This is a genomic window from Celeribacter sp. (genome assembly GCF_048261515.1).
Taxonomy (GTDB): domain Bacteria; phylum Pseudomonadota; class Alphaproteobacteria; order Rhodobacterales; family Rhodobacteraceae; genus Celeribacter.
The window spans coordinates 253229-272783 of sequence record NZ_JBLXFZ010000003.1; the positions used below are offsets into that span (position 1 = coordinate 253229).

The following is a 19555-nucleotide window of genomic DNA, read 5'->3' on the forward strand; positions in this document are numbered from 1 at the left end:
CCGCGCGGGCGGGGGTGGCTTAGCCCACCTGCCGCCCGTGACACCACACGCCGCGGACCACGGGTGTGCCTTCGATCCGCGCGACCCGCACCATATCGGCGTGCAGGCCTACTGCCAGCCGCCCGCGATCGTCGAGGTTCACCGCACGCGCTGGCGCCGCTGTGACGCAGGAAATCGCACGGGGCAGGTCGTCCCAAAGGTCCGCCAGAAGGAAGGCCGAGGACAAAAGCGCATAGGGCACATAGTCCGAAGAAATAATGTCGAGCAGACCGCGTGACGCCAATTCATGCGCCGCGACATTGCCCGAATGGGAGCCGCCTCGAATGAGGTTGGGCGCGCCCATCATCACCGCAATGCCATGCAGTTTGCACGCCTGCGCGGCCTCGATTGTGGTGGGGAATTCCGCCACGCGCACGCCATAGCCGCGCGAGACTTCAACGTGATCGGCGGTGGTGTCGTCGTGGGAGGCGAGAACCGCCCCAAGACGCGCAGCCTCGCGCACTGTGGCCGCTTCGTGGCGCGTGCCATTGGCTTCGCGCAGGTTCAGAAGATGGTCCACATGCTCCTCGAAATCCGCGTCGCTCATGCTGCGCTTTTTCTGCACATAGGTCTTGAGTGCGGAGAGGTCGCGGAACTGCCGCTGACCAGGGGTGTGGTCCATCAGCGAGACAAGCCCCACGCGGTCCTCGGGCGTAAACTCGGCGAACTCTTCCTCAAGCGTTTCCGAGCAAACCTCGCCGCGCAGGTGCAGGTAGTGGCTGATTTTGAGCGCACCCTTTTCGCGGAGTTGCATGATCTCGTGCGACACCGAACGGGCGTATTTCCCGTAGGTTGTGTTTTTGGCATGGATCGAGCCGATGCGCAGCGCGTCGAAAACCGTGGTGATCCCTGCCGAGGCCAGTTCCGCGTCATGGGCAAGGATGGCGGCGGCATGGGGCCAGTCCACCTTCGGGCGCGGCTCCATGTGGCGCTCAAGGTTGTCGGTGTGCAGCTCGACCAAACCGGGGATCAGCGTATCACCCCCCAGATCCAGCGCACCCGCGACCTGCGAGCGGCCCGTGTCCATTTCCGCGATCATCCCGTCGCGCACAACCAAGGTGCCCGTGAACTCTTCGCTTTCGCACACGATGCGCGCATTGGTAAAAATCAAGTCTTGCATTGTTGTCCCCTATCACGGACCACTGCGTGCCACATATGTGTCACGGAAGTGTGACACGAAGAGGCTAGGTGGGCACCATGGAAAAATTTACGAGATTTGCTGTTTATTTTGCGCCGCCCGAGGGCGCGCTTTGGGAGTTCACCGCTCGGTGGCTGGGTTGGGATGCTCTGGCAGGTGTCACATGTGCGCACCCGTTGATTGAAGGCCTGCCCGCGCCAGCGGAGGAGATCACCGTTACGCCCCGAAAATACGGGTTCCACGGCACGATCAAACCGCCGTTCCGCCTCGCGGATGGCGCGACGCGGGAGGCGCTGGAGGCTGATTTGGCCGCACTCGCGACACAGCTTTCGCCCGTGTGGTGTGACGGTCTGGCGCTCAAGCGTCTGGGCGGGTTTCTGGCTCTGGTGCCTGTGGGAGAGACCTCCGATCTGGCCACATTGGCCAGCGAGGTGGTCAAGAGCCTCGACCACCACCGCGCACCGCCCAGCGAAGCCGAGCTTGCGCGTCGTCGCGGTGCGGGTCTCAGCCCCGCGCAGGAGGAAAATCTTGCCCGCTGGGGCTACCCCTACGTGATGGACGAATTCAAATTCCACCTGACGCTGACGGGCAACTTGGCGGAGGAGGACGCACGGGCGGTCGAAGCGGCCCTGCGACCCCATCTCGCGCCGCTTCTGCCCACGCCCTTCATCGTGCCTGACCTGTGCCTCTTCGGCGAGGCGCAGGACGGTCGTTTCCATCTCCTGCATCGCTACGCGCTTTCGGGCTGAAGGGCGGCGAGGAAGGCTGCAACAGCCTCCTCAAGCGCCCCGTCATTGCGGATTTCGCGCACGGGGAGGTCGGGCGCGATGTGGTAGCTTGCCCGCGCCAGCCGTTTCTCGATCTCCTCGGCACTCTCGCGGCCCCTAGCTGCGAGGCGTCCCGCCAGCGTGGCGGGCGAGGCGGTGACGTGCAGGATGGCGAGTGTCGGGTAGAATGTATGGGCCAGCGGCAGCACCGCGCGTGACCCGTTGAAGATCACATCGCGCCCTGCATCAAGGTCGGCGTCAATCGCGGCGGGGATGCCGTAGCGCAGCCCGTGGGCGTTCCAGTGCAGGGCAAAACCGCCCGCCGCCACGCGCTTGGTAAATTCCGCCGCGCTGATCCCCTCGAAATCCTCACCACCCGCATCTTCGGGCCGCGTGATGACGCGCCGCACTTTGACCAAATCGGGCCGCGCCGTCATGGCCGCATCTATGAGCGTGTCCTTGCCCGCACCCGAAGGGCCGACAACCGCAATCAACCGTCCCGCCATTTACGCCACCTTCGCAGGGGTGAAGGCGGAGACATCAATCTCGCGGTCTGCCACATGGTCGCGGGCGGGCTTGTCGTGGAAAATCCCGATGATCGCCGCGCCGCGTGCCTTGGCCTCGTCGATGAGCGAAAGCACCGTTGCGCGGTTGGTGGCATCCAGCGAGGCGGTCGGCTCGTCGAGCAGTAGGGCGGGGTAGGTATGGGCAAAGCCGCGTGCGATATTGACCCGCTGTTGCTCCCCGCCCGAGAAGGTGGTGGGCGAAAGACCCCAGAGCGTCTGCGGAATGTTGAGCCGCGTGAGCAGGTCGCGCGCGCGATCAAGGGCTTGTTCGCGCGGGCAGCCGACCGACAAAAGCGGCTCGGCCACCACGTCGAGAGTTGCCACACGCGGCACCACGCGCAGGAATTGCGATACATAGCCAAGCGTCTGGCGGCGCAGGGCAATAATCTCGCGCGGGGCGGCGCAGGCCACATCGGTCTCACCCACACGGATCGTGCCCGTGGCGGCGAGGTAGTTGCCGTAGATCATCCGCATGAGCGTGGATTTACCTGCGCCACTGTCGCCTGTGAGCGCGACGCATTCGCCTTTGGCTACGTCAAACGTCGCGCCCTCCATGACGCGGATCACGGCGGAGGACTGGTTGTGGAGCGTGAAGGTCTTGGAGACGTTTTCAATGTGGATCATGGGGGAGGTTTGGGAAGAGGTCATGGGTCACACCTGCAATACGGAGGAGACAAGAAGTTGGGTGTAGGCGTGCTGCGGATCGTCAAGCACCTGATCGGTCAGCCCCGCCTCAACCACGCGCCCGTCTTTCATCACCATCAATCGGTCGGCCAGAAGGCGCACAACCGCGAGGTCGTGGGTGACGATAATCGCCGATAGCCCCATCTCGCGGACCAGCCCGCGCAGCAGGTCGAGAAGTCGCGCCTGCACCGAGACATCAAGGCCCCCCGTGGGCTCGTCCATAAAGACAAGGCGCGGCCCCGTCACGAGGTTTCTTGCGATTTGAAGGCGTTGCTGCATCCCGCCAGAGAAGGCCGAGGGACGGTCGTCCACTCGGTCCTCTCCGATCTCCACGCGGCCCAGCCAGTCGATGGCCTGTGCGCGGATCGTGTCGTAACGCCGTGCGCCCACGGCCATCAGGCGCTCGCCCACATTGCCGCCCGCCGAGACGGACATGCGTAGCCCGTCGCGGGCGTGCTGGTGAACAAAGGCCCATTCGGTGCGTGACAGCACTCGCCGCTCGGGCTCCGACATGGTGAGCGTATCGGTCAGTCCCCCCGTGCGCGTGTCGAAAAGCACCTGTCCCTGATCGGGCTCCAGATGGCCCGCGAGGCAGTTGAGCAACGTGGATTTTCCTGAACCGGATTCCCCCACAATGCCCATCACTTCGCCCGGATAGAGGTCAAAGGATACATCCGCGCAGCCCGTCCGCGCGCCGTAAGTCTTGACCACATCGCGCACGCTTAGAAGCGGGGTGGTCTGCGTGTCGCAGGTATTCATATCGGCCATGTCCTTCATTGTGCCGCCTCCTCATGTTGCATCGCTGTCGGCGACAGACGCCCGCGATGCCCTTCGGCCTGACGGCAGGTGCAGAAATCGGTGTCCGAGCAAACAAACATCCGCCCGCCCTCGTCGTCGATAATCACCTCGTCGAGATAGCTCGTCTCCGCCCCGCACAGATCGCAAGGATGGTCGGCCTTGGACGGGTCAAAGGGATGGTCCTCGAAGTCCAGCGAGACGACCTTGGTGTAGGGCGGCACCGCATAGATGCGCTGCTCTCGGCCCGCGCCGAATAGCTGGATCGCGGCCATTTCCAGCTTCGGATTGTCGAACTTCGGAATGGGCGAGGGGTCCATCACGTAGCGGCCTTCCACCTTGACGGGATAGGCATAGGCGGTGGCGATATTACCGTGACGCGCGATGTCCTCGTAGAGTTTGACGTGCATCAGCCCGTATTCCTCCAGCGCGTGCATCTTCCGCGTCTCCGTCTCGCGCGGCTCCAGAAAACGCAGCGGTTCGGGGATCGGCACTTGGTAGACGAGGATCTGGCCCTCGGTCAGCGGCTCCTCAGGGATGCGGTGGCGGGTCTGGATCACGGTGGCCGCGCGGGTGTGTTCGGTCACATCCACCCCCGCCGTGCGTTCGAAGAACTTGCGGATGGAAACAGCGTTGGTGGTGTCATCCGCACCTTGGTCGATCACCTTGAAAGTGTCCTCAGGCGTCAGGCAGGCCGCCGAGACCTGCACCCCGCCCGTGCCCCAACCGTAGGGCATGGGCATTTCGCGGCTTGCAAAAGGCACCTGATAGCCGGGGATCGCGATGCCCTTGAGGATCGCGCGGCGGATCATGCGTTTGGTTTGCTCGTCGAGATAGGCGAAGTTGTAAGCCTGATCCTCGGGGGCGTCGCTGCATTGGTCTATGGCTGTGAAATTACTCATTCCGCCGCCTCCTGTGCGGGGGTTCCGCGTTCGGCCTGCGCCTCGCGGCGCAGCTTGCGGACCAGTTCCAGTTCGGATTGGAAGTCGACGTAGTGGGGCAGTTTGATGTGCTCCAGAAAGCCCGTCGCCTGAATGTTGTCGGAATGCGCCAGAACGAATTCCTCGTCCTGCGCAGGTGCGCCCATGTTGTCCTCGCCCAATTCCTCCCAACGAAGCGCACGGTCCACCAGCGCCATCGATATCGCCTTGCGTTCGGTCTGGCCAAAGACAAGGCCATAGCCACGAGTGAACTGGGGTGGCTCGGTTTTGGAGCCTGTGAACTGGTTGACGGTCTCGCATTCGGTGACGGTGATCTCGCCGATTTCCACTGCAAAGCCGAGGGCGGGGATGTCCATCTCGACGGCGACCTTGCCGATGCGCAATTCGCCCACGAAGGGGTGGTTGCGTGCGTAGCCGCGTTGCGTCGAATAGGCCATCGACAGCACGAACCCCTCGTCCCCACGGGTGAGCGATTGCAGGCGTAGGGGGCGGCCTGCGGGAAATTCCAGCGGCTCGCGTGTCAGATCGCGCGGGGGCGTGTCGTCGCGGGTTTCGCTCTGGATCATGCCTTCGCGGTTGAGGAACTCGGTGACGCGCGGCATCTCTTCGGGCACCGTGTCCTGCGTCGCGGCGGGCGGCGTCTCCCCTTCGGCCATCAGTTTGAAGTCCAGCAGGCGGTGCGTGTAATCAAAGGTCGGCCCGAGCATCTGACCCCCAGGCACATCCTTGAAGGTCGCGGAGATGCGGCGGTCGCAGGTCATCTTGCCCGTGTCCACGGGATGCGCATGGCCCAGACGGGGCAGGGTCGTGCGATAGGCGCGGATGAGGAAGATCGCCTCGATCAGATCGCCGCGCGCCTGTTTGATCGCCAATGCGGCGAGGTCGGGGTCATAGAGCGAGCCCTCCGCCATGACGCGGTTGACGGCGAGGCTCAACTGTTCGCGGATTTGCGCCACCGAAAGCTCGGCCAGATCCGTGTCGCCACGGCGCTCTTCGGCCAGCCACGCATGGGCATTGTCGATGGCGCGCTCGCCACCCTTGACGGCAACATACATCAGAGCGCCTCCACTTTTGTGCTGCGCGGCAGGGCAGCCACTTGGCGCCCCGCGGTGAAGTAGAAATCAAGCCCCAGCGGGAAGAGCAGGGCGTTGCGGGCGAAGGCCGCTGTTTCAGGCAGGTTCAAAGCCGCGCTTTCCTTGATCCCCGGTCCTGTTAGCTGTGCGCCGTCGGGGGCGAGTGTTTCCATCTCGACGATGAGCGTTGTGGAGCGGTCGGGATATTCGGGCGTGCCGATAGGGAAGGCGTCAAGCGGCGCAAGTGCCTCCCATGTGCCAAGGGCGAAAGCGGCGTTTGCGCGGTCGCTTACAGGCGCCCCGATTTGGAAGGCGATCCAGTCGCGCACGGGTTTGCAGTCATGCGCCCCCGCCAGATGGATCGGCGTTTGACCATCGCACAGCGTGAGCAGCAAGGTGGCTGCGGCCTGCGAGACAGGGGCGGGAGCGGTGCCGCCCTCGATCTCGCGGATCGTGCCGGGGCGGGCCAGCACGTCGAGTGCGGCGCGAAAGGCATGGGCGGATTGGACGGGCGCATCGGTGAAGCCACCCGCAAGCGAGATCTGTTCCATCAATCTTCTCCTCGGACCATTGTGAAGAAATCAACCTTTGTCGCCGCCGCCTTCTGCGCACGGGCGAGGGTCGCGGCGCGAGCTTCTGTTTCCAGAGGCTCCAGCACGGCTGCGCGCAATTCAGGGGCGCGGTCGGTCTGCATCAGCGCATCAATGAGCGCGGCGCGGCGGGCATGGGCCTTGTCGCGGCCCTGCACATAGGCATGTCCGACCTCGCCGCTCGTGAGCCTTAGTGCGCAGCGGGTCAAGGACATTTCGCCAAGGTTGAACGCGGCTCCCGTGCCGCCCGTACGCCCGCGCACCATGACGGTGCCGACTTCGGGCGGTTGCAGCCACGTGGCCTCGGGCAGGTCGCCCAGAGCATCCATAAGCGCCTCAAGACGGACAGGCGGGGCTTTCGCCAGTGTGCCCATCCACGATTGGCGGGCACGTTGATCAGGTGTCAGATCGGTCATTAGACATCTTGCCTTCTATACTAGACAACTATACAAATTATACAGGGCCGCCACATGGAGCGGCAACAAGAGTCTTGTGAAGTTTAGGTGACACAAATGGCGCGTAGCCCGATCTGGAAGACCATTGCCGCAACGCTCGCCCGCGAGATCGCGCAGGGGCTTTATGCCGAGGGGGACAAGCTTCCCACCGAGGCCGCATTGGCGCAGCGGTTCGGTGTCAATCGCCACACCGTGCGGCGGGCTGTGGCCGATCTGGTGGAGCAGGGCGCGGTACGCACGCGGCGCGGGGCGGGGGTCTTTGTCACGCAATCGCCTGCCGACTATCCCATCGGCAAACGCACGCGCTTTCACCAGAATATCGTTGCCACGGGACGACTGGCGCACAAACGCCCGCTCAGGGTCGAGACCCGCCCCGCCAGTGTGCAAGAGGCGGAGGCGCTCGATCTGGAGGCGGGTGCGTCCGTCACGGTCTATGAGGGCGTGTCCATGTCGGGGGCCTCGCCTCTGGCGCATTTCGTATCGGTCTTTCCCACGGGACGTCTTGGCGGGGTAGGGATCGAGGCGGCGCTGGCGCAGACCTCATCTGTGACCGAGGCGCTCCGCCTGTGCGATATCCCCGATTACCTGCGCCGCGACACGCGGATCACGGCGGAACTGGCCGATGCGGTGACTGCGGTGCATCTGGGGTTGCGCGAGGGTGATCCCGTGCTTTGCGCCGTGGCGGTCAACACTGATCCTGAAGGCGTGCCCGTGGAATATGGCACCACACGCTTTGCGGGCAACAAGGTGGCGCTGACGGTCGCGCCCGACTGATTGCCTATCCGTATTTCTCGACGAAAGCTTCAATCGGCAGGTGGCGGAAATCATCGAGCCGCGCACGCAGGGTCGCGTGATCCCAGTCCCACCACGCCATCTCCATCAACCGTTCTGCGGTTTCAGACGTGAACCGCGCACGGATCGGCTTGGCGGGGATGCCTCCGACGATGGTGTAGGGGGCAACGTCGCGGGTGACGACCGCCGAGGAGGCCACCACCGCACCATGGCCGATGGTCACGTCGGGCTTTATCACTGCGTTGTGGCCGATCCAAGTGTCATGGCCGATATGAGCCAGCCGCGCCGCACGTTGCTCGAAAAAGGCGTCATCCTCGGGTGCGTCGTCCCAGTAATCGGCGGAGCGGTAAAGGAAGTGGTGCAGCGAGGCTTGCGACATCGGGTGGTCGGTCGGGCCGATCCGCGAGAAGGCGGCGATATTTGCGAACTTGCCGATCCGCGCATTGGCGATCTCGGCGTAGCGGTCACAGTAGGAATAGGCGCCGAAATGAGTGTAGAGAATGCGGCTGCCCTCGCCGATCTCCACATAGGCGTCGCATGTCACCGCGTGAAGTTGGGCGCCCTCGTGGATGAGCGGTTCAAGGCCGAGCTTCGTCATGTCACTATTCTCCCCAAAGCCGCCAGAGGCTTACGCGCCCTTGATCAGCTTGCGGCGCAGCCAGCCAGAGAGGCTGTCCATCGCCATCACCATGATGACCACGAGGATGATGTAATAGGTGACTTCTTCCCAGTCCTTTTGCGTCATCATCGCCTGCGTCAGCAAAAGCCCGATGCCGCCGCCCGTGATCGCGCCGATGACGGTCGCCGAACGGGTGTTGGATTCAAAGAAGTAGAGAACTTGACTGAGCAGCACAGGCGTGATCTGCGGGATGACGCCGAAGCGGTATTTGTGCGGCGTGGCGGCCCCCGTGGAGGCGACACCTTCGATCTGCTTGCCGTCGACGTTTTCCAGCGCCTCGGAGAACACCTTGCCGAAGGTGCCCGTGTCGGTGAGCAGGATCGCCAGCGCCCCTGTCAGCGGACCCGGGCCGAAGGCACGGGCGAGGATGATGGTCCAGATCAGCCCATCGATCCCGCGAAACAGGTCGAAGATACGGCGCAGCGCGAAGCGGACGGTTTGCAGTGGTGCGAAGTTCTTGGCGGCCAGAAAGGCCAGAGGGAGCGAGATGATCGCCGCGCCGAATGTGCCGAGGAAAGCCATCAGCACGGTTTCGAAGAGCGCCCATGCGACCTGCGAATGCGACCACATCGCGTTGTGCCAGAAGTCTTGGGCGGCGCCTGTGAGGTTCGCGCGTTCGGGATCAATGCGCTCTCCGAAGAGGATGTCGCCAAGCCCGTGGCCGTAGTAGGGGCTGTCGAGGGTGAAGAAGAACAGCTCCCAGCCCGTGAAGTAGTTGAAAGCTTCGGTGCGGTTGCGGGTGAAGGAAATGCGCCCTTCGTCCGTCGTGATCGCCATGCGGGTGCGCGATACGTTGATCCAGTCGGGCACATCGTCGCCAAGGTTTGTCACCACCGCGCGATCTTCGATACGGGCTTCTATGGTCTTGAAGTCGGGCATTTCGACGCGCAGGCCGTTGTCAGGCAGGAAGGTCACGATATGCCCCTCGCCAAGGTCGATGCGCGTGCTGTTCTCGCCCAGTTCAACCCAATCGGGTTCCATGCCCTGTGGGTAGACGCCCTTGCGCTCACCCTCGATGGACACCGTGGTTTCGCCCGAGCGGTTGTCGCGGGTGACGTGGGTTTTGTAGCTGTACATATCCGAGACAAGTGTCGCGGCATTGTCCATCCGCGCCCGTTCCGTCAGCCCCGCAATGTCGAAAGCGACAAAGACATAGGCAAGGTAGCCGAGGATCACGAGCGGGGCGGCGAGGGTGAGAATTTTCTTGCGGGCAAAGAGCGCATCGACGCGCGGCTTGAGACCCTCGGAGGCAATCATATCGGCGGACATCAGTGGGCTCCTTCGCCAGTGAGGCGGTTGCGGATATGGCTGGAAAGCTGGTCGAAAAAGACGATGGTGCCGAACAACAGGATGAAGATCGCGGCGGCTTCATCGTATTTGCCCTGACCCCATGACATTGTGTTCTTGAGTTCGTAGCCAAGTCCGCCCGCGCCGACAAAGCCGAGGATGGCGGAGGCGCGGATGTTGATCTCGAAGCGCAGCAGGGCATAGCTGAAATAGTTGGGCGCGACCTGCGGGATGACACCGAGATACATGCGCTGGCCCCATGTGGCACCCACGGAGGCGAGCCCTTCGACGGGTTTGAGGTCGGCGTTCTCGTTGACCTCGGAGAAGAGTTTGCCGAGTGCGCCAGCGGTGTGGAAGGCAATAGCAATGGCGGCGGGGACGGGACCGCCGCCCAGCACGAAAATCAGGATCAGCGCGATGACGATCTCGGGCACGGCGCGCATGATATCCATCGTGCGGCGGAAGAGCGGTATGAGGCGCGGCCAGCGCGCCAGTCCGCGAGTGGAGAGAAGCGAAAGCACAATCGCCATGAGCGTGCCCACCAATGTGGCGGCGGCGGCGATGTTGAGCGTTTCCACCAGAGCGGGGAAATAGGTTACGATGTGCGCGGGCAACTCGTGCAGCTTCGGCGCGGTGTCTTCCCAGACATCGGCGGGGAAGTCGAAGACGTTGAGAATACCGCCCCAAAACCCGCCCGCATTGCGGCTGTCGGCGAGCATGAAGCCTGACACAAGCAACAAGACGAAAATCGACAGGATCACCCCGCCGTATAGACGTTTGCGCTGGACCATCGCGATATAGGTCTCGTGGGTGTTTTGGGCGACAAAGGCCATGGGCGGCTCCGGATTATCGGGGGGCGTCAGGGAAAGGCCCCGCCGTGAGGACAGGCGGGGCCTTGGAGGAGGGCCGTCGATTACTCGGCGGATTTGGCTTTACGGGCTTCGACGATTGACACGTAAGCGTCATGGGTGATCGGGTTGAAGCCGAGGCTTTCACCTGCGGAGATGTTGTAGGTGCATTCCTTGTCGGCGTCATAGAGACCGTCCATCAGCGCGGTCATTTTGTCTTTGACGTCTTGGGGCAGGGCGGTGCGCAAAACGATGGGGCCTTCGGGGATCGGCTTGGAGCGCCAGATTTCCACGAGGTCGTTCATGTCGATGAGACCCGCGTCCACAGCCTTGCGCAGCGCGCCGGAGTTGTAGCCGTCTTCCCATGCGCCCTGACCGTCGGCCCATGTTACGCCAGCGTCGATGTCGCCGTTGTTGACCGCGACGATGGTTTGCTCGTGGCCACCGACGAATTTGACTTCCTTGAAGTATTCGCCGCTTTCCATGGTGATGCCGTCTTTATGCTGCGGGATCTCGATGGAGGGGATGAGGAAGCCGGAGGTGGAGTTGGGATCGCCGAAGCCGAAGACCTTGCCTTCCATATCGTCAAGCGAGGTGATGCCGCTTTCCTTGCGAGCGAAACCGATGGAGTGGTAGCCGAAGGAGCCGTCGAGGTTGATCTTGACCAGCACGGGCTCGACCGCTTCGGGGTCGGAGAGGTAGGTCTTGGCATAGGCGGAGGCGCCGAGCCATGCCATGTCGATGGTGCCGCCGAGCAGACCTTCGATCACGCCTGCGTAGTCGGCAGGGGCGAAGAGTTTCACCGGCACGCCGAGAGCTTCTTCGGTGTAGTCCTTGAGGCACTCGTGGTTGGCCAGACGGTCCTGAGCGTTTTCGCCGCCAAGAATGCCGATGTTGAAGCCGTCGATTTCCTGCGCGTTGGCCATGCCCGTCAGGGCCGTGGTCACGAGAGCAGCAGCAAGCAGTTTTTTCATCATAGTCTCCAGTTGGTTATCCCGCGAAGTGTTCGGTTTGGCGCGGGGTTGATGAGCGGATCAGACCGTGACCTTGGCCACGCGGCGCTCTGCCGCGTCGATGGCTGCGTGGTCACGGATTTCGGTCGAGGTGGCGGCTTCCGAGAAGTCGTCGCCAGCCCCGTAGATGTCGCGTGCAACGCCCGTGGTGAGTTGCTCGGGCGTGCCGTCAAACACGATCCGCCCGTCGCGCATCCCGATGATGCGGTCGCAGTAGCGGCGGGCGGTGTCGAGCGTGTGCAGGTTGGCGATCACCATGCGGCCGTCTTCCTCGTGGATACGGCGCAAATCCTGCATCACCTGTTGGGCGTTCATCGGATCGAGCGAGGCAATCGGCTCGTCGGCCAGAACGATCTTGGGGTCTTGCATCACCGCGCGGGCAATCGCGACGCGTTGTTGCTGGCCACCGGAGAGCGCCTCGGCGCGTTTGGCGGCATGTTCGGCAATGCCCAGACGGTCAAGAATGTCGATGGCCTTGTGGATGTCCTCTTTGGGAAAGAGGTTGAACATCGTCGCCACGGTGGAGCGCCGTCCAAGGGTGCCGTGCAGCACGTTGGAGACCACATCCATGCGCGGCACGAGATTGAATTGTTGGAAGATCATCGCGCAGTCCGACTGCCACTGCCGCCGCGCGCTCCCTTTCAGCTCAAGGACATTGCGCCCCTGAAACTCCAACCGCCCCGAACTGGCATCGGTCAGGCGGTTCACCATGCGCAAAAGCGTCGATTTCCCCGCACCCGAGCGCCCGATCACGCCGATCATGGTGGGTTTGTCCACGGTGAAGGTGGCGGTGTCTACGGCGGTGTTCGCGCCGAATGTCTTGGTCAACTTGTCTACAACGAGCATCGGTATCCCCTCATGCGTTGTCGGGGACATAACGACGATTCCTGTAAAGGAACGTGACGGTTCGTCTACAGTTTCGTGACAAGACAGGTTTTGGGTGCGCGGGTCCGTCACACAGCTGTCATTCGCGCGATCTGTGTCGTGCGATTGAGGGAAGAGGGCTGTGCGCGCCGTTGCCTTCTCATGCGCGTGCGGGCGCGCGGGTAAGAGATGGGGCTGCGCGGGTCTTGGCGCTCGATCCTTGGAAATAACGCGCCGCGCGTGTTTCCGTGGGCAAGCCAGAGGGGCAACCCCTCGCGCATCCGTTATGGCAAATATGCTCGTTATGGCCAAATTGTTATAGGTCTATATGACCTTCGATTGTTGACGGGGCAGGGGTTTCATGTCTTTCCTGCCCGCAAATGGCCCACTATTTTCAGGCCCAATGCATGGGAGAGCATTCATGACCACGACCTTCACCCCCCACGGCAAACACCTCGTCGCAGGCGAATGGATCGGCACCGACACCACCTTCACCTCCGAGCCCGCACATGGCCCCGCGTTCGATTTCTCCGTGGGCACCCCCGCGCTGGTCGATCAGGCGGTGCAAGCTGCCGAGGAGGCTTTCTGGTCCTACGGCTACACAACGCGCGAGGAACGTGCTGTTTTCCTCGAAACCATCGCCGAGGAAATCGATGCGCGCGGTGATGCCGTGACCGAGATCGGTTGCTCCGAGACAGGTCTGCCCGAGGCGCGGCTCGTGGGCGAGCGTGGCCGCACCACGGGTCAGCTGCGCCTCTTTGCCAGCCATATCCGCGACGGGGACTACCTTGACCGTCGCCATGACAAGGCTCTGCCCGACCGCGCACCGCTTCCGCGTCCCGACATCCGCCTGATGCAGCGCCCCATCGGCCCCGTGGCTGTTTTCGGCGCGTCGAACTTCCCGCTGGCCTTCTCCACCGCAGGGGGCGACACCGCCGCCGCTTTGGCTGCGGGGTGCCCCGTGGTCGTCAAAGGCCATGACGCGCATCCTGGAACGGGGGAGATCGTCGCCGAAGCCATCCACGCCGCCATCGAGAAATGCGGGATGCCCAAGGGTGTCTTCTCTTTGGTTCAGGGCGGCACGCGGGAGGTGGGGCAATCCCTCGTCCAGCACCCGCTGATAAAGGCCGTGGGCTTCACGGGCTCCCTTGGCGGTGGCCGTGCGCTTTTCGATCTCTGCGCCGCACGTCCCGAGCCGATCCCCTTCTTCGGCGAGCTTGGTTCCGTGAACCCGATGTTCTTCCTGCCCGATGCGCTGTCGGCACGTGGCACGGAGATCGCCGAAGGTTGGGCGGGGTCGCTCACCATGGGCGCGGGCCAGTTCTGCACCAATCCCGGTATCTCGGTCGTCATCGACGGCCCCGACGCTGATGCTTTCATCGAGGCGGCGACCAAGGCGCTTGAGCCGATGGGTGCGCAAACCATGCTCACTGACGGGATCGCCGCCGCTTACCGCGCAGGCCGTGATCGTGTTGCAGGCGCTTCAGGGGTGCAGGAGCTACTCACCTCCACCTGTGACCTGCGCAACGCCACGCCCTATCTCTTTGCCACCACGGGCAAGGAATGGCTCGACAACGAAGTGCTGGGCGAAGAGGTCTTTGGCCCCCTCGGCCTGATCGTGCGCGTGGCCGACATGGACGAGATGATGCGCGTGGCGCGATCGCTTCAGGGGCAACTCACCTGCACCATCCACATGGACGACGGCGATGCAGACGCCGCCAAGCCGCTGCTCAACGTGCTCGAGCGCAAGGCGGGCCGCATTCTGGCCAACGGCTTCCCCACGGGCGTGGAAGTCTGTGAAGCGATGGTGCATGGCGGACCTTACCCCGCCTCGACCAACTTCGGCGCCACGTCGGTCGGCACCATGTCGATCCGCCGCTTCCTGCGTCCTGTCAGCTACCAGAACATTCCCGAGAGTGTCCTGCCTGACGATCTGGTCTGAACCTGCCCGCGCTTGACCGCGTGACACTTCCCGCGCCGCTGGTCCGTTACGGTCTGGCGGCGCGTTGCGTTTCGGGGTGAAAAACTGACATCATGGTTACTAATTGGTTTCAAGATCGTCTGATAACTTACTGATATTCAGTCGCTTATCGAAATGTCCATCCATAACCGTCCGCCCGCTTAAACGAATCTTCACTCCTTCCCGTCATGCCTTTGGACAGATCGGGCCCATGCGCCCTTGAGCCAAGAGCGGATGGTGCGGCTCACCCGTTCAAAGGGAAGTGCACCGCAAGGAGATGAAAAAATGAAGTTTTTCAATAGCATCAATCTGGCGGTCAAGCTGCCTGTGATCATGGTGGCACTTGCCGCCCTGACCATCTCGATTGCCACCTTCGTGTCATACCAGAACGCATCGGAATCGCTTCTGGCCGAGGGTGAAAAGCAGTTGAGCACCGTGGCCGAGGCGCGGGCGCTTGAGGTGCAGGGATTGATGGAGGGGATGCAGGTCGATCTGCGCAGTCAGGCCGATAATCCAACGGTTCTGTCGGCCATCCGCGGCTTTGATCAGGCGTGGCGCGCGATCCCTGACGAGACCACCGAATATCTCCAGAAATGGTATGTCACCGACAACCCAAATCCGCAGGGCGAAAAGCACAAACTGGACTTCGCCGAGGACGAGTCCGCCTATAGTCAGGTGCACAAACTCTATCACGGCTACTTCCGCAAGCTGGTGGACGAGAAAGGCTATTCCGACGTGTTCCTTTTCGACACGGACGGTGATTTGATCTACTCGGTTTACAAAAAGCTCGATTTCGCCACCAACTTCGTCACGGGTGAATTTGCTGGCACGGGACTTGGTAAAGCGGTGCAAAAATCGCTGGCCGCCGAAGATGCCACGATCTTCTTCGAGGATTTCGCAATCTATGAGCCCACGGGTGGGATGCCCGCCTCCTTCCTCTCATCTCCCGTTCTTGATCGCTCTGGCGATGTTAAAGGCGTGATTGCCTTCCAGATCCCTGAGAGCCATATCGACGCGATTGCGAACCGTTCCACGGGGCTTGGGGAGACAGGGACGGCTTACGTCGTGGGGGCTGATACGTTCCTGCGCTCCGATCGCGCGATTTCGGATGCCTTTGAAGTGCTGAAAACCTCCATCGACACCGAGTCCACCCGTCGTGCTGTGGCGGGCGAAACAGGCATCGTGCAAGAGGCTGTGATCAACCCGACAACGGGTGAGGCCGAAGAGCGCCTGAGCGCCTATCGTCCCCTCGACATTCTCGGTGTGGAATGGGCGCTGGTCGCCAACCAAACCGTCGAAGAGATCGTTGAGCCTGCGGTCGCGCTTGGCATGACAATGCTGTGGCAAGGGGCGGTGATGATCGGTGTTGTCGGCCTGATCGCTTTCTTTATCTCGCGCGCCATTTCCAGACCACTGACCTCCGTTGGCACCGCCATGCTCAAGGTGTCCGAGGGCGACTATCACGCCGATGTGCCTGGCACCGAGCGGGGCGACGAAATCGGAGGGATTGCCACGGCGCTCGACGACTTCCGCGAGACCTTGGCGCGCGCCGAACAGGCAACCCGCGACGTGTTGTTCAAGGGGTCGGCTTTCGAGGGCTCTTCGGCCGCATTGATGATGACCGATCAGAACTTCAATATCACCTATATGAACAACGCCGTCACCGAGTTGATGCGTCTGCATGAGGAGACAATTCGTCAGCATATCGAAGGTTTTGAGGCAGACAAGATCGTCGGAAAGAACGTCGACTTTTTCCATAAAGACCCTGGTCGCGTTCGCACTATCCTGTCCGATCCTGCCCGCATGCCGCTTTCCATGAATATGAAAATCGGTGCGATCTACTTCGCACTGGATGTGAACGCCGTGCTGGATGACGAGGGTGCGCAGATCGGCTGCGTCATGGAATGGAAGGACGTGACCGAGATCCGCACCAACGAGGCGATCATTACGACCCTTGAGGAGAACCAGGCCAAGGTCGAATTCGAACTCGACGGGTCGGTGCGCTCCTGCAACGCACTTTTCGCGAATATGATTGCCGGATCGCGGTCTGATCTGGTCGGACGTCACCAATCGGAACTCTTTAAATTCGATCCTGCGAAAGCCGAGGAAGAAGGCGCGGTTTGGCCACGCTTGATGGCGGGAGAAAGCATCTACGGTCGCTTCGAATTGCAAACGCCCGACGGAAGCCTCGCCATCCTCGACGGGACATTCAGCCCCGTGAAAGACAGCGGAAACAGGGTTTTCCGCATCATCCTGCTTGGCACCGACATCACCGAAAACCAGACAGCCCTGCAAGACTCGCGGAAACGTCAGGCCGAGATGAAACGTGCGCAAGACGAGGTTGTCGAAGGGCTGCGCGTCGGCCTCAAACGGCTCGCCGAGGGCGACCTTACGGCGCGGATCGAACAGACCTTCAGCGAGGAATACGAGGGCCTGCGTAGCGACTACAACGCAGCACTCGACAACCTGCTCGATGCCATGTCCAGCGTGGTCGAGAATGCTGAAATGATCCGTGGCGAGGCGGCCGAAATTTCCAACGCGGCCGACGATCTGTCGCATCGCACGGAGAAACAGGCGGCCACGCTGGAGGAAACCGCGACCGCGCTCGACCAACTCACTTCTTCGGTGAAATCGGCCTCCGAGGGCGCAAATCAGGCCAGCGAAATGGTCGCCTCCGCCAAGTCGAATGCGGAAGCCTCGGGCAAGGTTGTGCAAGAGGCGGTTGAAGCCATGAGTGAGATCGAAAGCTCATCGAACCAGATTTCGAAAATCACCTCCGTGATCGACGATATCGCGTTCCAAACCAACCTGCTCGCGCTCAACGCGGGCGTCGAGGCGGCCCGTGCGGGCGAGGCTGGACGCGGGTTCGCTGTCGTGGCCTCCGAGGTGCGTGCTCTTGCGCAACGCTCTTCGGAAGCCGCGCGCGAAATCAACGACCTGATCTCGAAATCGGGCGCGCATGTCAAACGCGGTGTGGGCCTTGTGGGCGACACGGGCGAGGCACTGCGCGGTATCGTGACCTCCGTTTCGGAAATCGCGAATAATGTCACCGAAATTGCCGTGTCCTCACGCGAACAATCGGCTGGTCTGGCTGAGATCAACGCCGCCGTGAACCAGCTCGATCAGGTGACGCAGCAAAACGCCGCCATGTTCGAGGAAACCACGGCCGCCTCGCACGCGCTCACGCAGGAGGCCGAAAACCTCAACGTCACAACATCGCGCTTCTCTATTGGAGCCGCGCGTAAACCCGCACCCGTCAAGGCCTCTGTGGTCCCCGCGGCACATGCCAACGTGACGTCGGAGCCTTCGCCGATCCCCGATGACGACGTGAAAATCGCAGTGAACCAATCGACGCCTTTCGTAGCCGCCGCACCGTCGGATGACGGGTGGGAAGACTTCTGACCTACGTAGGCGTGATCCATTGGAACCAAGTCGTGAGCCTCGTCAAATGTCGCACCTTCCCGCGCCACCGCGCAAAGCCCGTGTCCTGATCGTCGACGATTCCAGAACGATGCGCGGTCTCATCCGCTCTGTGTTGGAGCAGGACCCGCGCGTGGAAATCGTCGCGGAAGCCAGCACGGCGCGGGAGGCTCGCGATGCTGTGAATGCGCATAATCCCGATGTAATGACGTTGGATGTTGAAATGCCCTCAATGAGCGGGATCGAGTTTCTGGATCGGCTCATGCGCCATCGGCCGATGCCTGTCGTGATGGTTTCCACCCTGACCCGAAAGGGAAGCGCAGTAGCGGTCGAGGCGCTGGCGAAAGGAGCCGTGGAATGTGTCGAGAAGCCGCGCATGGGCGAGAGTTCTGCGCCGTTTCACGATCTGGCCGAGATTGTGGTCGCGGCCTCTACGGCAAATGTTGCCACGCCGTCCTACAGAAAACCCCTCGCCTTGCCGAAATCGAGCGGGCGGGCCTACCGTCGCATCTGTCTGATCGGGGGGTCGACGGGGGCGGTCGATGCGATCGAGCGCGTTCTCAAGAGGTTTCCCTCGGATTGTCCGCCGACGCTTGTCACGCAGCATATGCCTGCGCCCTTTCTGGCGAGTTTCGCAAGGCGCCTCAATCCGCTGGTCGCCCCCTGCGTTCAACTGGCCGAACATGGGCAGATCATCGAACGTGGGAGTGTGCTCATTGCACCAGGCGGCAATTTCCATCTCAACGTGGCTCCAGGTCAGGTGCCGCGCGTCATCCTGCACGACGGTCCGAAAGTGTCTGGCCACCGCCCGTCTGTGGATGCCATGTTTCTATCCGCCGTGCATCTGGGCGCGCGGGTCGTGGCGGGGCTGCTGACGGGCATGGGGCGCGACGGAGCGGAAGGGATGCTGCGGCTGAAAGAGGCGGGCGCCATCACCATGGCGCAAAGCAAGGATAGCTGTGTTGTCTTCGGGATGCCGCGGGTGGCGGGCGAACTCGGCGGGGTGATGCATTGGTCCTCGATTGATGACTTCGGCGACGAGATGTTAACCCATGCGGAGGCCGCACCCGCTGCGAGGCTTTCGCAATGACTGCGCTCCAAACCATCCCACAGTATATCACTCAAGGAGAATTTGCGGTCTCGTCGTGCGAGAATGTCGTGATCTCGACGATCCTCGGGTCCTGTGTCGCGACGTGCCTTTGGGATCCCGAAGCCAAGGTGGGAGGCATGAACCATTTTCTCCTGCCCGAAGGGTCGCAGGCAGGGAGTTGTGAGTCATTCGGGGCCAATGCCATGGAGCTCTTGATCAATGCGCTGATCCGCGAGGGTGCAAGTAAATCGCGCCTGCGTGCCAAGGTTTTTGGTGGGGCCGCGATGTGCAAAGGTTTGACAACGATTGGCCTGTTAAACGGGCAATTTGTCCTCGACTACCTCGCGAAGGAGAGCATCCCCTGCGATGGTCACAGCCTTGGTGGGGAACTGGCGCGGCGGGTTGAATTCACACCGTGTAGCGGTAGGGCACGTCAACGACTTGTGTCGGAGAAGGTTGTCGAAAAAGTGGAAGTGGCACCACCCGCATCAAACGACATCGAACTCTTTTGATTGCGTGGCCGAACGGTCAATTGTCGTGTGGCTGAAGTTCGT

Annotated in this window: 19 protein-coding genes; 6 read left to right on the forward strand and 13 right to left on the reverse strand. The window is 62.2% G+C overall.

Translation table 11 applies throughout. From position 1 onward, the window contains the following. Positions 1–19: 19 nt before the first annotated feature. A complete protein-coding gene (locus ACN0SC_RS08250; RefSeq protein WP_417249186.1) occupies positions 20–1159 on the reverse strand; it encodes an alpha-D-ribose 1-methylphosphonate 5-triphosphate diphosphatase in 1140 nt (379 codons plus the stop codon). 77 nt (positions 1160–1236) lie between these two features. Here ACN0SC_RS08250 and ACN0SC_RS08255 point away from each other — a divergent pair, with 77 nt between their 5' ends. Further along, entirely contained in the window at positions 1237–1926 is a 690-nt protein-coding gene (locus ACN0SC_RS08255; protein WP_417249187.1) for a DUF1045 domain-containing protein, read from the forward strand. On the opposite strand, the gene phnN is transcribed toward ACN0SC_RS08255, so the two are convergent. The 7 genes from phnN to phnG are packed head-to-tail and all read right to left on the reverse strand — an operon-like array spanning position 1908 to position 7009. Next, complete coding sequence (gene phnN, locus ACN0SC_RS08260; protein WP_417249188.1) at positions 1908–2450, reverse strand: phosphonate metabolism protein/1,5-bisphosphokinase (PRPP-forming) PhnN; 543 nt, start codon at positions 2448–2450, stop codon at positions 1908–1910. The genes ACN0SC_RS08255 and phnN overlap by 19 nt on opposite strands. Next, on the reverse strand, positions 2451–3134 hold the full coding sequence (gene phnL, locus ACN0SC_RS08265) for a phosphonate C-P lyase system protein PhnL (protein WP_417249243.1): 684 nt from the start codon (positions 3132–3134) through the stop codon (positions 2451–2453). It abuts the gene before it with no gap. Between the two features lie 27 nt (positions 3135–3161). Further along, positions 3162–3962 (reverse strand): phosphonate C-P lyase system protein PhnK, encoded by an 801-nt coding sequence (phnK, locus tag ACN0SC_RS08270; protein ID WP_417249244.1) that lies wholly within the window; start codon positions 3960–3962, stop codon positions 3162–3164. 5 nt (positions 3963–3967) lie between these two features. Next, positions 3968–4891, reverse strand: coding sequence for an alpha-D-ribose 1-methylphosphonate 5-phosphate C-P-lyase PhnJ (locus ACN0SC_RS08275; RefSeq protein WP_417249189.1), 924 nt, complete (start codon positions 4889–4891; stop codon positions 3968–3970). After that, positions 4888–5985 (reverse strand): carbon-phosphorus lyase complex subunit PhnI, encoded by a 1098-nt coding sequence (locus ACN0SC_RS08280; RefSeq protein ID WP_417249190.1) that lies wholly within the window; start codon positions 5983–5985, stop codon positions 4888–4890. The genes ACN0SC_RS08275 and ACN0SC_RS08280 overlap by 4 nt, the downstream gene beginning before the upstream one ends. Beyond that, positions 5985–6554: a phosphonate C-P lyase system protein PhnH gene (phnH, locus tag ACN0SC_RS08285; RefSeq protein ID WP_417249191.1), complete on the reverse strand. Its 570-nt coding sequence runs from the start codon at positions 6552–6554 to the stop codon at positions 5985–5987. The genes ACN0SC_RS08280 and phnH overlap by 1 nt, the downstream gene beginning before the upstream one ends. Then, positions 6554–7009 carry a phosphonate C-P lyase system protein PhnG gene (gene phnG, locus ACN0SC_RS08290; RefSeq protein WP_417249192.1) on the reverse strand — a complete coding sequence of 152 codons (456 nt, stop codon included), beginning with the start codon at positions 7007–7009 and terminating at the stop codon, positions 6554–6556. The genes phnH and phnG overlap by 1 nt, the downstream gene beginning before the upstream one ends. Positions 7010–7105: 96 nt before the next feature. On the opposite strand from phnG, the gene phnF reads away from it, so the two are divergent. Further along, positions 7106–7822 (forward strand): phosphonate metabolism transcriptional regulator PhnF, encoded by a 717-nt coding sequence (phnF, locus tag ACN0SC_RS08295; protein WP_417249193.1) that lies wholly within the window; start codon positions 7106–7108, stop codon positions 7820–7822. A gap of 4 nt (positions 7823–7826) precedes the next feature. Here the strand turns inward: phnF and ACN0SC_RS08300 are convergent, their stop codons facing one another. The 5 genes from ACN0SC_RS08300 to phnC all read right to left on the reverse strand — a co-directional run bounded on the left by ACN0SC_RS08300 (position 7827) and on the right by phnC (position 12513). After that, the gene (locus tag ACN0SC_RS08300; RefSeq protein ID WP_417249194.1) at positions 7827–8438 is read right to left on the reverse strand and encodes a chloramphenicol acetyltransferase; all 612 of its coding nucleotides are present in this window, start codon (positions 8436–8438) and stop codon (positions 7827–7829) included. Between the two features lie 30 nt (positions 8439–8468). Further along, complete coding sequence (phnE, locus tag ACN0SC_RS08305; RefSeq protein WP_417249195.1) at positions 8469–9788, reverse strand: phosphonate ABC transporter, permease protein PhnE; 1320 nt, start codon at positions 9786–9788, stop codon at positions 8469–8471. Further along, positions 9788–10639, reverse strand: coding sequence for a phosphonate ABC transporter, permease protein PhnE (gene phnE, locus ACN0SC_RS08310; protein WP_417249196.1), 852 nt, complete (start codon positions 10637–10639; stop codon positions 9788–9790). Before phnE (ACN0SC_RS08310) ends, phnE (ACN0SC_RS08305) begins: the two co-directional genes overlap by 1 nt. 80 nt (positions 10640–10719) lie before the next feature. Continuing rightward, positions 10720–11628: a phosphonate ABC transporter substrate-binding protein gene (gene phnD / locus ACN0SC_RS08315; protein ID WP_417249197.1), complete on the reverse strand. Its 909-nt coding sequence runs from the start codon at positions 11626–11628 to the stop codon at positions 10720–10722. 60 nt (positions 11629–11688) lie between these two features. Beyond that, entirely contained in the window at positions 11689–12513 is an 825-nt protein-coding gene (phnC, locus tag ACN0SC_RS08320; RefSeq protein WP_417249245.1) for a phosphonate ABC transporter ATP-binding protein, read from the reverse strand. Positions 12514–12952: 439 nt separating this feature from the next. Here phnC and ACN0SC_RS08325 point away from each other — a divergent pair, with 439 nt between their 5' ends. From ACN0SC_RS08325 to ACN0SC_RS08340, 4 genes are all read left to right on the forward strand, one after another. Next, on the forward strand, positions 12953–14473 hold the full coding sequence (locus tag ACN0SC_RS08325; protein ID WP_417249198.1) for an aldehyde dehydrogenase (NADP(+)): 1521 nt from the start codon (positions 12953–12955) through the stop codon (positions 14471–14473). Positions 14474–14776: 303 nt separating this feature from the next. Next, a complete protein-coding gene (locus ACN0SC_RS08330) occupies positions 14777–17893 on the forward strand; it encodes a methyl-accepting chemotaxis protein (RefSeq protein ID WP_417249199.1) in 3117 nt (1038 codons plus the stop codon). Between the two features lie 46 nt (positions 17894–17939). After that, positions 17940–19001, forward strand: a complete 1062-nt coding sequence (locus tag ACN0SC_RS08335) for a protein-glutamate methylesterase/protein-glutamine glutaminase (RefSeq protein WP_417249200.1) — start codon at positions 17940–17942, stop codon at positions 18999–19001. Positions 19002–19138: 137 nt separating this feature from the next. Further along, positions 19139–19513, forward strand: coding sequence for a chemotaxis protein CheD (locus tag ACN0SC_RS08340; protein WP_417249201.1), 375 nt, complete (start codon positions 19139–19141; stop codon positions 19511–19513). Positions 19514–19555: the final 42 nt, after the last annotated feature.